At 63.3% G+C, this 12221-nt stretch carries 14 protein-coding genes and 2 pseudogenes; 12 read left to right on the top strand and 4 right to left on the bottom strand.

Annotation, left to right across the window (positions count from 1 at the left end; translation table 11 throughout):
• The 3 genes and pseudogenes from EOA29_RS42865 to EOA29_RS06945 all read right to left on the bottom strand — a co-directional run.
• Positions 1-586 (bottom strand): annotated as a pseudogene (locus EOA29_RS42865) (DNA gyrase modulator); the annotation flags it as partial.
• Between the two features lie 126 nt (positions 587-712).
• Positions 713-1220 (bottom strand): annotated as a pseudogene (locus EOA29_RS06950) (GNAT family N-acetyltransferase).
• Complete coding sequence (locus EOA29_RS06945; protein ID WP_127220615.1) at positions 1217-1759, bottom strand: invasion associated locus B family protein; 543 nt, start codon at positions 1757-1759, stop codon at positions 1217-1219. Before EOA29_RS06945 ends, EOA29_RS06950 begins: the two are co-directional and overlap by 4 nt.
• Before the next feature lie 339 nt (positions 1760-2098).
• On the opposite strand from EOA29_RS06945, the gene coxB reads away from it, so the two are divergent.
• The 12 genes from coxB to EOA29_RS06885 all read left to right on the top strand — a co-directional run bounded on the left by coxB (position 2099) and on the right by EOA29_RS06885 (position 11954).
• Positions 2099-2971 (top strand): cytochrome c oxidase subunit II, encoded by an 873-nt coding sequence (coxB, locus tag EOA29_RS06940; RefSeq protein ID WP_189478840.1) that lies wholly within the window; start codon positions 2099-2101, stop codon positions 2969-2971.
• Positions 2972-3009: 38 nt separating this feature from the next.
• Positions 3010-4659, top strand: coding sequence for a cytochrome c oxidase subunit I (gene ctaD, locus EOA29_RS06935; protein ID WP_127220611.1), 1650 nt, complete (start codon positions 3010-3012; stop codon positions 4657-4659).
• 77 nt (positions 4660-4736) lie between these two features.
• A complete protein-coding gene (locus EOA29_RS06930) occupies positions 4737-5681 on the top strand; it encodes a heme o synthase (RefSeq protein ID WP_127220609.1) in 945 nt (314 codons plus the stop codon).
• On the top strand, positions 5678-5860 hold the full coding sequence (locus EOA29_RS06925) for a hypothetical protein (protein ID WP_126095233.1): 183 nt from the start codon (positions 5678-5680) through the stop codon (positions 5858-5860). Before EOA29_RS06930 ends, EOA29_RS06925 begins: the two co-directional genes overlap by 4 nt.
• Positions 5861-5867: 7 nt before the next feature.
• The gene (locus EOA29_RS06920) at positions 5868-6500 is read left to right on the top strand and encodes a cytochrome c oxidase assembly protein (RefSeq protein WP_127220607.1); all 633 of its coding nucleotides are present in this window, start codon (positions 5868-5870) and stop codon (positions 6498-6500) included.
• A gap of 1 nt (position 6501) precedes the next feature.
• Entirely contained in the window at positions 6502-7383 is an 882-nt protein-coding gene (locus EOA29_RS06915; RefSeq protein ID WP_127220605.1) for a cytochrome c oxidase subunit 3, read from the top strand.
• A gap of 140 nt (positions 7384-7523) precedes the next feature.
• Positions 7524-7910 (top strand): DUF983 domain-containing protein, encoded by a 387-nt coding sequence (locus tag EOA29_RS06910; protein ID WP_126095230.1) that lies wholly within the window; start codon positions 7524-7526, stop codon positions 7908-7910.
• Positions 7907-8662, top strand: coding sequence for an SURF1 family protein (locus EOA29_RS06905; RefSeq protein ID WP_189435095.1), 756 nt, complete (start codon positions 7907-7909; stop codon positions 8660-8662). The genes EOA29_RS06910 and EOA29_RS06905 overlap by 4 nt, the downstream gene beginning before the upstream one ends.
• A gap of 76 nt (positions 8663-8738) precedes the next feature.
• The gene (ispH, locus tag EOA29_RS06900; protein WP_126095229.1) at positions 8739-9743 is read left to right on the top strand and encodes a 4-hydroxy-3-methylbut-2-enyl diphosphate reductase; all 1005 of its coding nucleotides are present in this window, start codon (positions 8739-8741) and stop codon (positions 9741-9743) included.
• A gap of 6 nt (positions 9744-9749) precedes the next feature.
• The gene (locus EOA29_RS06895) at positions 9750-10712 is read left to right on the top strand and encodes a homoserine kinase (RefSeq protein WP_126095228.1); all 963 of its coding nucleotides are present in this window, start codon (positions 9750-9752) and stop codon (positions 10710-10712) included.
• Positions 10709-11227 carry a ribonuclease HI gene (rnhA, locus tag EOA29_RS06890; RefSeq protein WP_126095227.1) on the top strand — a complete coding sequence of 173 codons (519 nt, stop codon included), beginning with the start codon at positions 10709-10711 and terminating at the stop codon, positions 11225-11227. Before EOA29_RS06895 ends, rnhA begins: the two co-directional genes overlap by 4 nt.
• A 145-nt stretch (positions 11228-11372) precedes the next feature.
• Positions 11373-11954: a histidine phosphatase family protein gene (locus EOA29_RS06885; RefSeq protein WP_245468429.1), complete on the top strand. Its 582-nt coding sequence runs from the start codon at positions 11373-11375 to the stop codon at positions 11952-11954.
• A gap of 5 nt (positions 11955-11959) precedes the next feature.
• Here EOA29_RS06885 and EOA29_RS06880 read toward each other — a convergent pair.
• On the bottom strand, positions 11960-12221 hold a 262-nt coding region (locus tag EOA29_RS06880; protein ID WP_127220601.1), incomplete at its 5' end, for a DUF2938 family protein.

The raw sequence follows: 12221 nt of genomic DNA, 5'->3' as shown, positions 1-12221 counted from the left end.
GCTTCCAGCTTTCCTCGGTCAGGAACTCGCCAAAACTCTTGCGGCCGCCCATGCCGTAGGAGCCGCTCTCCTGGCGATCGCCATCGCCGACCACCACCGAGACGTTGACCCTGACCAGCGGGCGGATGTCGCGCACCATCTGGCCGTCGCCGCGCACGATCTCGACATGCTGCCAGGAGGCGGCGAGCGAGGCAGTCACCTGGCGCACGCGAGGATCGGCGGCGCGCAGCCAGGCGTCGATCTCCTGCAAAAGCTTCGCCTTGGCCTCGAAGGAAGGCGAGGGGATGGGGTTCTCATCGCCATAGAGGTGGCGGTTGGTACGGGCGGGCGCGGCGGCGAGTGTTCCGGAATAGCCGCCCTTGACCGCCGAGACGGCGTCGGCCGCGCGCAGCAGCGAGGCTTCGGAAAGATCGCTTGAATGGGCGTAGCCGCTGGCCTCGCCTGCGACGGCGCGTAAGCCGAAACCCTGGTCGGTGTTGAAATTGGCCGTCTTCAGCCGGCCGTTGTCGAACATCAGCGCTTCGCTCTCGCTGTATTCGAGGAAAAGCTCGCCGTCGTCGGCGCCTTTGATTGTGTCGGCGACGATCTCTTTGACGCGATCGTCGGAAATGTCGAATTGGCCGATCAGGCTGTTCATGGCGCGGGCCCTTCAATGAACGGTTTTACGGGATGTAGGCGCCAAGGCGCCGTTCGGCAATCTTTACAGGAGACCCTAAGTCAGGCGCCGCGCCATCACGATTTCGTCGATCTCTCGGCCTTCATGAAGAAGGGCGGCAGGTATGCAGCCGATTTCGTGAAAACCTTCGCGTTGATAGAATCGCATTGCAGCCGGATTTTCCGCGCTTACCGCCAACTCGACCTGCCGGATGCCCAATGCGCGAGCGTGATCGAGTAAAAGATCCAGCATCGCGACGGCGTGTCCGCGGCCGCGCTCGCTGTCGCGCAGATAGACCATGACGATGGTGGCGCGATGCGCCATCTTGCTGGCCTGCTGCCCGCATCAGGCCCATGATGCCGACAGGCTCATCGCCGCTAAGGCTGACGACAACCGGGTTGCTCGCCAGGCGACGCCGCCATTCCTCGTCCGGCAGCTTTTCCCAATCCGCAAGGCTGCTGGCGAAGGCCTTGGGACAGACACGCAAGGCCTCCAGGCGAATTCGCTTGAAGATCTCGTAATCGGCCGGATCAAGCAGTTTTAGAGCCAAGCAGGCGGGGCTCAGGGGAGCGCCGCGAAGCCCTCGGCGAATCCCTTGAGATCGACGGGAATGCCGATGCCTTCCTCTGGCGTCTGGAAGACGATGAAGGTGGCCGACGTGCCGCTCTTCAGCGTGTCGAGCAGCGGCTTCTCCAGGATCACCTCGGCATAGCAGCCGTCTTGGAAGCAGCGCACGAAATAGGCGCGGCCGATATCCTTGCCGTCGACATTGAGGCCAAGCCCGTTAGGCAAGAGCACGCCGAGTGGCGCCAGCACCCGCAGAATCTCGGCCTTGTTGTCCGCCGTGCGCAGCACGACCACCGAAAGCCCCATTTCCGGACGGTCCTCGGCGACGACATTCTGCATCATCACGCATTGCTCGGAAGTCGCGCCGGCCGGCGTGTCGCAAATGATCGACCACGCGCCATGCGTCGACTTGACCGTGCCGCTGGGCGGCGCGGCCGTCTGAGGTGCCGCGGCGTTGGCCGCGCCGGTCAGGCTGGCGCCAAGCAAGGCGGCAAGGAAGACGACCTTCGTCAGGGGTCTCGAAAGCCAGGAAGTCATGACGGCTCCATTGCGAATCACGGCACTTTAAGCCGCGCCAAGGCCAAGTAAAGGACGAGACCGTCGCCGGCCCGTCCCGATACCGGCAATTACGCGCTTTTCCAGAGCAAATTCGCCCGAATTGCGACCGTCCCGTGCGTGGCGCGGCGATGGCTGAGGATGCCCCTCGGGTTGCGCGCAAAAATGCCGCACGGTTTCGCCCGCTCCTTCCTTGCGGAGGGAAATAGAGTATGGTTTGAACCACCTTAGGACAGACCGGGATTCCCAATCCCGGCGTCGTTCGTTATTGGTGCGATCCAATCGCAGGAAGTGGGAGACGAGAGGGCGATGAGAAAATTCATGGCAGGCGCCAGGTTTCTGGCAGGTGCTGCGGCCGCGGGCGCGCTCCTCTCCGGCACATCCGCCCACGCGGATCAGCCTAAGCCATGGGAGACCAGCTTCCAGGCGCCCGCGACCGATATGATGCGGCAGATCGAATGGTTCGGGAACTACACCTTCGCCTTCATCGTGGTGATCACCCTTCTGGTGCTGTTTCTGCTGGCCTATTGCATCCTGCGGTTCCGCGCGAGCGCCAACCCTGTGCCTTCGAGGACCAGCCACAACACGCTGATCGAGGTGATCTGGACTGTCGGGCCGGTCGTCGTGCTGTTGCTCATCGCTATTCCCTCGTTCCAGTTGCTCACCGCGCAGTACACGCCGCCGGAAGAAGCCAAGCTCACCGTCAAGGCGACCGGCAACCAGTGGAATTGGGATTACGAATACCAGGTCGACAAGAGCTTCTCCTTCAACTCGGCGGTTCTTCAGGACGCTGACCGCGCCAAGGCCGGCAAGGAAGACCGCAACCTCTATCCGCGCCTGCTCGCCGTCGACAACGAACTGGTGGTGCCGGTCAACACCACGACCCGCGTGCTGATCACGGCCACCGACGTCATTCACTCCTTCGCGGTGCCGTCCTTCGGCATCAAGATGGACGCCGTGCCCGGCCGCACCAACGAGACCTGGTTCAAGGCGGAGAAGGAGGGCCTCTACTACGGCCAGTGCTCGCAGCTCTGCGGCAAGGATCACGCCTTCATGCCGATCGCGATTCGCGTCGTGTCCGACGCGCAGTTCAAGACCTGGCTGGAGACGGCCAAGACCGATGTGCCCGCCGCCAACAAGGCGCTGACGGCAGAGATCGATGGTACCAACAAGGTAGCGGCCGCCGGCAACTGATGCCGCGGGTTAGCAAGAATTAGGGAACGGAGCGGAATATGGCAGAGGCTGCAGCTCACGACCACCACGACCACAGGCCGCATGGCTGGGTCCGCTGGGTGTACTCGACCAACCACAAGGACATCGGCACGCTCTACCTGATCTTCGCGATCATCGCCGGCATTATCGGCGGCGCGCTTTCGGTCGCCATCCGCATGGAGCTGCAGGAGCCGGGCATCCAGATCTTCAGCGGTCTGGCGCAGATGGTCTACGGCATGCAGGGCGATGCCGCCATCGACGGCGGCAAGAGCATGTACAATGCCTTCGGCGCCGCGCACGGCCTGATCATGATCTTCTTCATGGTGATGCCAGCCCTGATCGGCGGCTTCGCCAACTGGATGGTGCCGATCATGATCGGCGCGCCGGACATGGCCTTCCCGCGCATGAACAACATCTCTTTCTGGCTTCTGCCTCCGGCCTTCCTGCTGCTGCTCAGCTCGATGTTCGTGCCGAGCTCGCCCGGCGCCTTCGGCCCCGGCGGCGGCTGGACGATCTATCCGCCGCTGTCGACGGCCGGATCGCCGGGCCCTGCGATGGACCTTGCGATTCTCGCGATCCACATCGCCGGCGCCTCCTCGATCCTCGGCGCCATCAACTTCATCACCACCATCTTCAACATGCGCGCGCCTGGCATGACGATGCACAAGATGCCGCTGTTCGCCTGGGCGGTGCTGATCACGGCCTTCCTGCTGCTGCTCTCGCTGCCGGTTCTGGCTGGTGGCATCACCATGCTTCTCACCGACCGCAACTTCGGCACCTCCTTCTTCGTGCCGGACAATGGCGGCGATCCGCTGCTCTTCCAGCACCTGTTCTGGTTCTTCGGTCATCCGGAGGTCTACATCCTGATCCTGCCCGGCTTCGGCATCATCAGCCACATCGTCTCGACCTTCTCGAAGAAGCCGGTCTTCGGCTATCTCGGCATGGCTTACGCCATGGTCGCGATCGGCGCCGTCGGCTTCATCGTCTGGGCGCACCATATGTACACGACCGGTCTGTCGCTCGACACGCAGCGCTATTTCGTGTTCGCCACCATGGTCATCGCGGTGCCGACCGGCGTGAAGATCTTCTCGTGGATCGCCACCATGTGGGGCGGCTCGATCTCCTTCAAGCCGCCGATGCTGTGGGCGCTGGGCTTCATCTTCCTGTTCACCATCGGTGGCGTCACCGGCGTCCAACTGGCCAATGCCGGCCTCGACCGCTCTCTGCACGACACCTATTTCGTGATCGCCCACTTCCACTACGTGCTGTCGCTGGGTGCGGTGTTTGCCATCTTCGCCGGCTGGTACTACTGGTTCCCGAAGATGACCGGCTATATGTACTCGCCGGTGATCGCCAACACCCACTTCTGGGTCACCTTCGTCGGCGTCAACCTGATCTTCTTCCCGCAGCACTTCCTCGGCCTCGCCGGCATGCCGCGCCGCACCGTCGACTATCCGGATGCGTTCGCCGGCTGGAACATGGTCTCGTCCTACGGCTCCTACATCGCGGCCGTCGGCGTTGCGATCTTCCTCTACGGCGTGTTCGAGGCCTTCCAGAAGAAGCGTGTCGCCGGCGCCAATCCGTGGGGCGAGGGTGCCACCACGCTCGAATGGCAGCTGCCTTCGCCGCCGCCGTTCCACCAGTGGGAACAGCTGCCGAAGATCAAGTAAAGGCAGCTTCCCGATGCATGCGAGGCCGCCGGTGAGCCGGCGGTCTTGGCCAACGGAATGATGGACTTTAGGTACGCATGGCTCTTGCCGACCACAAATTGATGGAGGAAGCGGGCTTTCGCATGTCGGAAGCGACCGCGGGCGATTTCTTCGCCCTCCTGAAGCCGCGCGTCATGTCGCTGGTCGTCTTCACGGCCTTTGTCGGCATGGTCGCGGCGCCCGTCGCCATCAATCCGCTGCTGGCGGTGATCGCCATCCTGTCGATTGCGATTGGAGCCGGCGCCTCCGGCGCGCTCAACATGTGGTACGATGCCGATATCGACGCGGTGATGACCAGGACGGCCGGCCGCCCGGTGCCGGCCGGCCGCGTCACGCCCGGCGAGGCGCTGAGCTTCGGCCTCGTGCTCTCCGTGCTGTCGGTGATGACGCTGGGCGTGCTGGTCAACTGGCTGTCGGCGGCGCTGCTCGCCTTCACCATATTCTTCTATGCCGTCATCTATACGATGTGGCTGAAGCGCTGGACGCCGCAGAACATCGTCATCGGCGGCGCGGCCGGCGCCATCCCGCCGGTGATCGGCTGGGCTGCTGTGACCGGATCGGTCAGCCTCGAAAGCCTGATCCTGTTCCTGATCATCTTCCTCTGGACGCCACCGCATTTCTGGGCGCTGGCGCTGTTCAAGTCGGACGACTATGCCCGCGCGGGTATCCCGATGATGCCGAACGTCGCCGGCCATGCCTCGACCCGCCGCCAGATCTTTGCCTATGCGCTGATCCTGGCGCCGGTCGGCGTGCTGCCCTGGGGACTCGGCTACACCACCGTCGCTTATGGCGCGGTTTCCATCCTGCTCGGCCTGGGCTTCATCTGGTATGCCTGGAAGGTGCTGGGCATGAGCGACGATGACCGCGCTATGAAGCCGGCCAAGGCGCTGTTCGGCTATTCGCTGCTCTATCTGTTCGCCATCTTCGCCGCCTATCTCGTCGACAGCGTGGTCGGGCGCGCCCTCGTCTTGGGGGGAGCATGATCGTGGCCGACAAGAACCTCGAACTGGTCGCCTTGACCGAGCGTCAGCGGAAGGCGCGGCGCAACCGTTCCGTCGCCATCGGCGTGGCGCTGGCCGCGCTCGTCGTCATCTTCTACGTCGCCACCATCGTGAAGTTCGGCCACCATGCTGCCGGCCTGACGCCGACGAACTTGATGTGAGGCGGCGATGAGCGGCGAGATCATCACCAGGCACGGCAGGAAGAACAGCAACCGCATCGTCGTGGCGGTCTGCCTTGCCTTCTTCACCGGCATGGTCGGCATGGCCTACGCGGCGGTGCCGCTTTACAAGATGTTCTGCCAGGCCACCGGCTATGGCGGCACGACGCAACGCGCCGAGAAGCAGTATGCCGGCCGCGTGCTTGACCGCGACATCGCCATCCGCTTCGACGCCAATACCAACGGCATTCCGTGGCAGTTCGAGCCCGTCGCGCGCCAGGTCACCATCAAGATCGGCGAGACGACGCAGGCGCATTACAGCGCGACCAACAAGTTCGATCGCCCCATCACCGGTCGCGCCTCCTTCAACGTGCAGCCGGAAATGGCCGGCGCCTATTTCAACAAGGTGGAGTGCTTCTGCTTCACCGACACGACGCTGAAGCCCGGCGAGACGCTGGACATGCCGGTCGTGTTCTATGTCGATCCAGACATCGTCAACGTGCCGGAACTGAAGGACTTGAAGACCATCACCTTGTCCTACACGATGTTCCCGGTCGAAAAGAAACAGCCGGTCGCGTCGTCCGCGCCGGCCGCTGGCAGCAGCAACAAAGTTCCAGATTCCGAAGCAAGCCTCGGGGGTTGATATGGCAGACGCGCACGCAAAACCGAACCACGACTACCATCTCGTCAATCCGAGCCCCTGGCCTTTCCTGGGCTCGATCGGCGCGCTGGTGACCGCCGTCGGCGGCGTCTGCCTGATGCGGTATCTCAAGGCCGACACCTTCCCGGTCTTCGGCCATAACATCGCCAATCCGTGGCTGTTCTTCATCGGCCTCATCATCGTGCTCTACACGATGTTCGCCTGGTGGTCGGACACCATCAAGGAGGCGCATGAGGGCTACCACACGCGCGTCGTGTCGCTGCACCTGCGCTACGGCATGATCATGTTCATCGCCTCCGAGGTGATGTTCTTCGTCGCCTGGTTCTGGGCCTTCTTCGATGCCAGCCTGTTCCCGGGCGAGGCGGCGCAATATGCCCGCACCACCTTCACCGGCGGAGTGTGGCCGCCGAAGGGCCTCGAGGTCCTCGATCCCTTCCATCTGCCGCTCTACAATACCATCATCCTGCTCACGTCGGGCACGACGGTAACCTGGGCGCACCACGCGCTGCTGCACGGCGATCGCAAGGGTCTGATCAACGGCCTGGCGCTGACCGTCGGCCTCGGCATGCTGTTCACCATGGTGCAGGCCTACGAGTACATGCACGCGCCCTTCGCGTTCAAGGACTCGATCTACGGCGCCACTTTCTTCATGGCGACGGGCTTCCATGGCTTTCACGTCATCATCGGCACCATCTTCCTGCTCGTCTGCCTGGTGCGCGCGATGCGGGGCGACTTCACCCCGAAGCAGCATTTCGGCTTCGAGGCGGCCGCCTGGTATTGGCACTTCGTCGACGTGGTCTGGCTGTTCCTGTTCAGCTGCATCTATGTTTGGGCTTCGAATGGGGCGTTGATCGAAGCTCACTGATCTGGGCAATCCAAGGAAAAGTGCGTTAGCGGTTTTCCGTCCTGAATTGCTTCAACGATCGAGGCTTCCCGAATTCCAGAAGGCGGCTGCGGCGACGTGGCCGCCTTATCTTTTTGAGCGAAAGGGTCTACGGTGCTGACATGAGCGAAGACAAGGCGATCTGGCCACCCATCGACCCGGTTTCGGCCGGCCTGCATGGTCGCTGCCCGCGCTGCGGCGAGGGCAAGCTGTTCTCCGGGTTCCTCACCGTCGGCAAGCGCTGCCACAATTGCGGCCTCGACTATTCCTTCGCCGATGCCGGCGACGGTCCGGCTGTGTTCGTCATCCTGATCATCGGCTTCATCGTCGTCGGCCTGGCGCTGTGGATGGAGGTGACGCTCAGCCCGCCGCTCTGGCTGCATTTCATATTGTGGATCCCGCTGGCTCTGGTGCTTTGCCTGACGGCGCTGCGCCTGATCAAGGGCGTGCTGATCACCATGCAATACAGCAAAAAGGCTTCCGAAGGCAGGCTGGACGCCGGTCAATGAGCGGTGCAACCGGCTCGACTGCCGGCCGTCCGCGGCCGCGCAAGGCGTTGCTGCTTGGGCTCGGCCTTGTCCTATTCGCCATTCTCGTAGGGCTCGGCACCTGGCAGGTCCAGCGCCTGCACTGGAAGGAAGGGCTGCTCGAGACCATCGACAGGCGCATCCATGCAGCACCCTTGCCGCTGGCGGATGTCGAAAAGGAATTCGCCGCCACCCATGATGTCGACTACACCCCGGTGACGGTGAGCGGCACCTTCCTGCACCAGGGCGAGCGGCATTTCTTCTCCACCTGGGAAGGCGATACCGGCTTCAACGTCTACACACCCTTGCGGCTCGACGACGGCCGCTTCGTGCTCGTCAATCGCGGCTTCGTTCCCTACGATCTCAAGGATCCGGCCAAACGCCGGCATGGCGAGGTCGCCGGCACGGTGACCGTGACCGGGCTTGCCCGCAATCCGCTGCCGGAAAAACCCTCGATGATGCTGCCCGACAACGATGTCGCCAAGAACATCTTCTACTGGAAGGACCGCGACGTCATGGCCGCCAGCGCCGGCCTTCCGGCAGGCGCCGTGCTGGTACCGTTCTTCATCGATGCCGACAAGGCGCCGAATCCCGGCGGCCTGCCGGTTGGCGGCGTCACCATCATCGATCTGCCGAACAATCATTTGCAGTATGCCGTCACCTGGTATGGCCTGGCGGCCACCCTTGCGGCCGTGCTGATCCTCAGGCTTCGTCGCCCGCCGAAAGAAGGGTGAACGCCGCCGCTCTTGACAGGGCAGGGGTGCACGCCTCATTTCGCCTCCAGCTTTCCGACTGAACCGGCTCGTTTTGATGATTGAGAAAAAGCCACCGCTGACGATCAGGCTCTGCCAGCCGCGCGGCTTTTGCGCCGGCGTCGACCGCGCCATCCAGATCGTCGTGCTGGCGCTGAAGAAATACGGCGCGCCGGTCTATGTCCGCCACGAAATCGTGCACAACCGCTATGTCGTCGAGGGGCTGCAAAGCCTGGGCGCGGTGTTCATCGAGGAACTGTCCGAGATTCCGCCCGAGCATCGGAAGTCGCCCGTCGTCTTTTCCGCGCATGGCGTGCCGAAATCGGTGCCGGCCGACGCCGAGGCGCGCGACCTCTTCTATCTCGACGCCACCTGTCCGCTGGTGTCGAAGGTGCACAAGCAGGCGATGCGCCACCAGCGGCTCGGCCGCCACGTGCTGCTGATCGGTCATGCCGGCCACCCGGAAGTGATCGGCACGATGGGCCAGTTGCCGGACGGCGCGGTCACCTTGATCGAGACCGAGGCGGATGCCGCGCGCTTCGTGCCGGCGGACCCGGCGGCGCTTGGCTTCGTCACCCAGACCACGCTGTCGGTCGAGGATACGGCCGGCATCATCCGGGCGCTTGAGCAGCGGTTTCCCGAATTGCACGCTGCTGCTGCCGAATCGATCTGCTATGCCACCACCAACCGCCAGGAAGCGGTGAAGGAAACGGCCGCCGGCGCCGACCTTTTCCTCATCGTCGGCGCTCCCAACTCGTCCAACTCGCGGCGGCTTGTCGAAGTGGCGGAGCGGGCCGGCGCCCGCATGTCGCTTCTCGTGCAGCGGGCTTCCGAAATTCCGTGGGATGAGATCGGCGGGATTTCGACGCTCGGTCTGTCGGCCGGCGCTTCGGCGCCGGAAATCATCGTCGACGAGATCATCGACGCGTTCCGGCAACGCTTCGACGTCACCATCGATCTGGCCATTACAGCCACGGAAACGGAGGATTTTCCGGTGATGCGGGTGTTGCGCGATGTCGAACTGACGGCGGCCGACATGGCCTTCGTCAACGGAGCCGCGTGAACCCAGATGGCCGTCTACACCGACGTCAACGAAGGCGAGCTCACCACCTTCCTGAAAGCCTATCCGGTGGGCGAGCTCCTGTCCTACAAGGGCATCGCCGAGGGCACCGAGAATACGAATTTCCTGGTCCATGCCTCCACCGGCTCCTACATCCTGACGCTCTACGAGAAGCGCGTCGACAAGGACGATCTGCCGTTCTTCCTCGGCCTGATGGGCCATCTCGCGCGAAAGGGCATTTCCTGCCCGCTTCCGGTCACCGCGCATGACGGCACCGTCATCGGCATGCTCGCCGGCCGCCCCGCCGTCATCATCACCTTCCTCGAAGGCCTGTCGCTCAGGCGCCCGACGGCGGCCCATTGCGGCGAGGTCGGCAAGGCGCTGGCTGCGCTCCATCTCGCCGGCCGGAATTTTCCGATGAAGCGGCCGAACGCGCTTGCCATCGACGGCTGGCGCAAGCTCTGGGCCGCGTCGCGCGCCCGCGCCGACGAGGTCGAGCCGGGGCTGGCGGCCGAGGTCGATGCCGACTTCCTCGATTTCGAGCGCAACTGGCCGAAAGACCTGCCGCAAGGCATCATCCATGCCGATCTGTTCCCGGACAATGTCTTCTTCCTTGGCGAGAAGCTGTCCGGCCTGATCGACTTCTATTTCGCCTGCGACGACCTTTACGCCTATGACGTCGCCACCTGCCTCAACGCCTGGTGCTTCGAAAAGGATTTCTCCTTCAACCTCACCAAGGGCACCGCACTCCTTGCCGGCTACCAGTCGGTGCGGCCGCTTGAGGCGGAGGAAAAAGCGGCGCTGCCGATGCTGGCGCGCGGCTCGGCGCTGCGCTTCATGCTGACCAGGCTCTATGACTGGCTGACCGTTCCCGATGGCGGCCTGGTGATGAAACGCGATCCGACCGAATATATCCGCCGCATGCGTTTCCACCGCGCGATCAAGTCTCCATCCGAATACGGACTGACATGAACAAGGAAGTCGAGATCTTCACCGATGGCGCCTGCTCCGGCAATCCCGGGCCTGGCGGCTGGGGCGCCGTGCTGCGCTACAACGGTGTCACCAAGGAGCTGTCGGGCGGCGAGGCCGAGACCACCAACAACCGCATGGAACTGCTTGCCGCCATCACGGCGCTCAACGCGCTGAAGGAGCCCTGCGCGGTCGACCTCTACACCGACAGCAAATACGTCATGGACGGCATCTCCAAATGGATCCATGGCTGGAAGAAGAACGGCTGGAAGACCGGCGACAAGAAGCCGGTCAAGAATGGCGAGCTCTGGCAGGCGCTCGACGAGGCCAACAGGCGCCACAAGGTCACCTGGCACTGGGTGAAGGGCCATGCCGGCCATCCGGAAAACGAGCGCGCCGACGAACTGGCGAGGCAAGGCATGGCGCCGTTCAAGAAAGGGCCGGTCAAACCTGTTGCTGCTTCGCAGCCAAAACAGCCGTCGGTCGCCAAGGCGCGGCGCTCGACCCAGAGCTATTGATCTCCGCTAGAGAACAATTCCAGGAAAAGTGTGAAACGGTTTTCCGTCCGGAATTGCGTCAAAACAAAGAGATAGAATGGTTCTGCGTTCCGTGAAACGCGGAACCGTTCTAGCGGGCCATCTCTCTGACCGGAGGAGTTCCGTCGTGCCGATCGCCTACTACATCACGCATCCCCAGGTTCAGGTCGACGCCAGCATTCCGGTGCCGGAGTGGGGGTTGTCCGATATCGGCAGAGCGAGAGCATCGGCAATGCTCGATCAGCCCTGGGTCGGATCGATCCGGCGTATCGTGTCGTCGGGTGAACGCAAGGCAATCGAAACCGCCGAAATCTTGGCAAGACATCTCCGTCTGGCCGTCGAAGTGAGGGAACGCATGCACGAGAATGACCGGTCGGCAACCGGCTTCCTGCCCCCAACAGAATTCGAAGCGGTCGCTGACCGATTTTTCGCGAACCCGCATGAAAGCATCCGCGGATGGGAGCGAGCTGTCGATGCGCAAAGTCGTATTGTGAGCGAAGTCGAGGCGGCGCTCGCAACCAATGACGGCAACGACATCGCTTTCATCGGCCATGGAGGCGTGGGAACGCTCTTGCTGCTCCATCTCGCCGGACGTGAGATCAGCCGCGAAGCGGATCAACCGGCGGGCGGCGGCAACTATTTCGCCTACGATATCGGCGCGCGACGGATCATCCACGGATGGTTACCGATCGACAGGCCGTCGCTTTGACCCGCCTAGCGGATCGCCAGCGCCGTCGAGAACATGCCGAGCGCGAACACCGTGTGCGAGACGAGGTTGAGCGCGCGCACCAGCATCGGATTGGGCAGTTTGGACGCCGCCCATCCGGCGCCCATGCCGGGCGCCAAAAGGAACCAGCCGGCGCCGACGGTGACGATGCCGAGGATGAAGGCCGGCAGGAAGGTCGGCGCCGCCAGCCAGCCGGCTCCCGCGAGCACCACCAGGATCACGCCATAGAGGATGCCGACGAGATAATGG

Source organism: Mesorhizobium sp. M1E.F.Ca.ET.063.01.1.1 (assembly GCF_003998155.1).
Taxonomy (GTDB): domain Bacteria; phylum Pseudomonadota; class Alphaproteobacteria; order Rhizobiales; family Rhizobiaceae; genus Mesorhizobium.
Note: the sequence above shows the minus strand (reverse complement) of the source record. Positions and strands in the feature narration are given on the sequence as shown.

Bases quoted from the DNA above. Each gene is read 5' to 3' on its own strand.
- coxB (WP_189478840.1), top strand. From the start codon at position 2,099: ATGGCAGGCGCCAGGTTTCTGGCAGGTGCTGCGGCCGCGGGCGCGCTC.
- EOA29_RS06925 (WP_126095233.1), top strand. From the start codon at position 5,678: ATGATCGTGGCCGACAAGAACCTCGAACTGGTCGCCTTGACCGAGCGT.
- EOA29_RS06910 (WP_126095230.1), top strand. From the start codon at position 7,524: ATGAGCGAAGACAAGGCGATCTGGCCACCCATCGACCCGGTTTCGGCC.
- EOA29_RS06915 (WP_127220605.1), top strand. From the start codon at position 6,502: ATGGCAGACGCGCACGCAAAACCGAACCACGACTACCATCTCGTCAAT.
- ispH (WP_126095229.1), top strand. From the start codon at position 8,739: ATGATTGAGAAAAAGCCACCGCTGACGATCAGGCTCTGCCAGCCGCGC.
- rnhA (WP_126095227.1), top strand. From the start codon at position 10,709: ATGAACAAGGAAGTCGAGATCTTCACCGATGGCGCCTGCTCCGGCAAT.
- EOA29_RS06920 (WP_127220607.1), top strand. From the start codon at position 5,868: ATGAGCGGCGAGATCATCACCAGGCACGGCAGGAAGAACAGCAACCGC.
- EOA29_RS06895 (WP_126095228.1), top strand. From the start codon at position 9,750: ATGGCCGTCTACACCGACGTCAACGAAGGCGAGCTCACCACCTTCCTG.
- ctaD (WP_127220611.1), top strand. From the start codon at position 3,010: ATGGCAGAGGCTGCAGCTCACGACCACCACGACCACAGGCCGCATGGC.
- EOA29_RS06945 (WP_127220615.1), bottom strand. From the start codon at position 1,759: ATGACTTCCTGGCTTTCGAGACCCCTGACGAAGGTCGTCTTCCTTGCC.
- EOA29_RS06930 (WP_127220609.1), top strand. From the start codon at position 4,737: ATGGCTCTTGCCGACCACAAATTGATGGAGGAAGCGGGCTTTCGCATG.
- EOA29_RS06905 (WP_189435095.1), top strand. From the start codon at position 7,907: ATGAGCGGTGCAACCGGCTCGACTGCCGGCCGTCCGCGGCCGCGCAAG.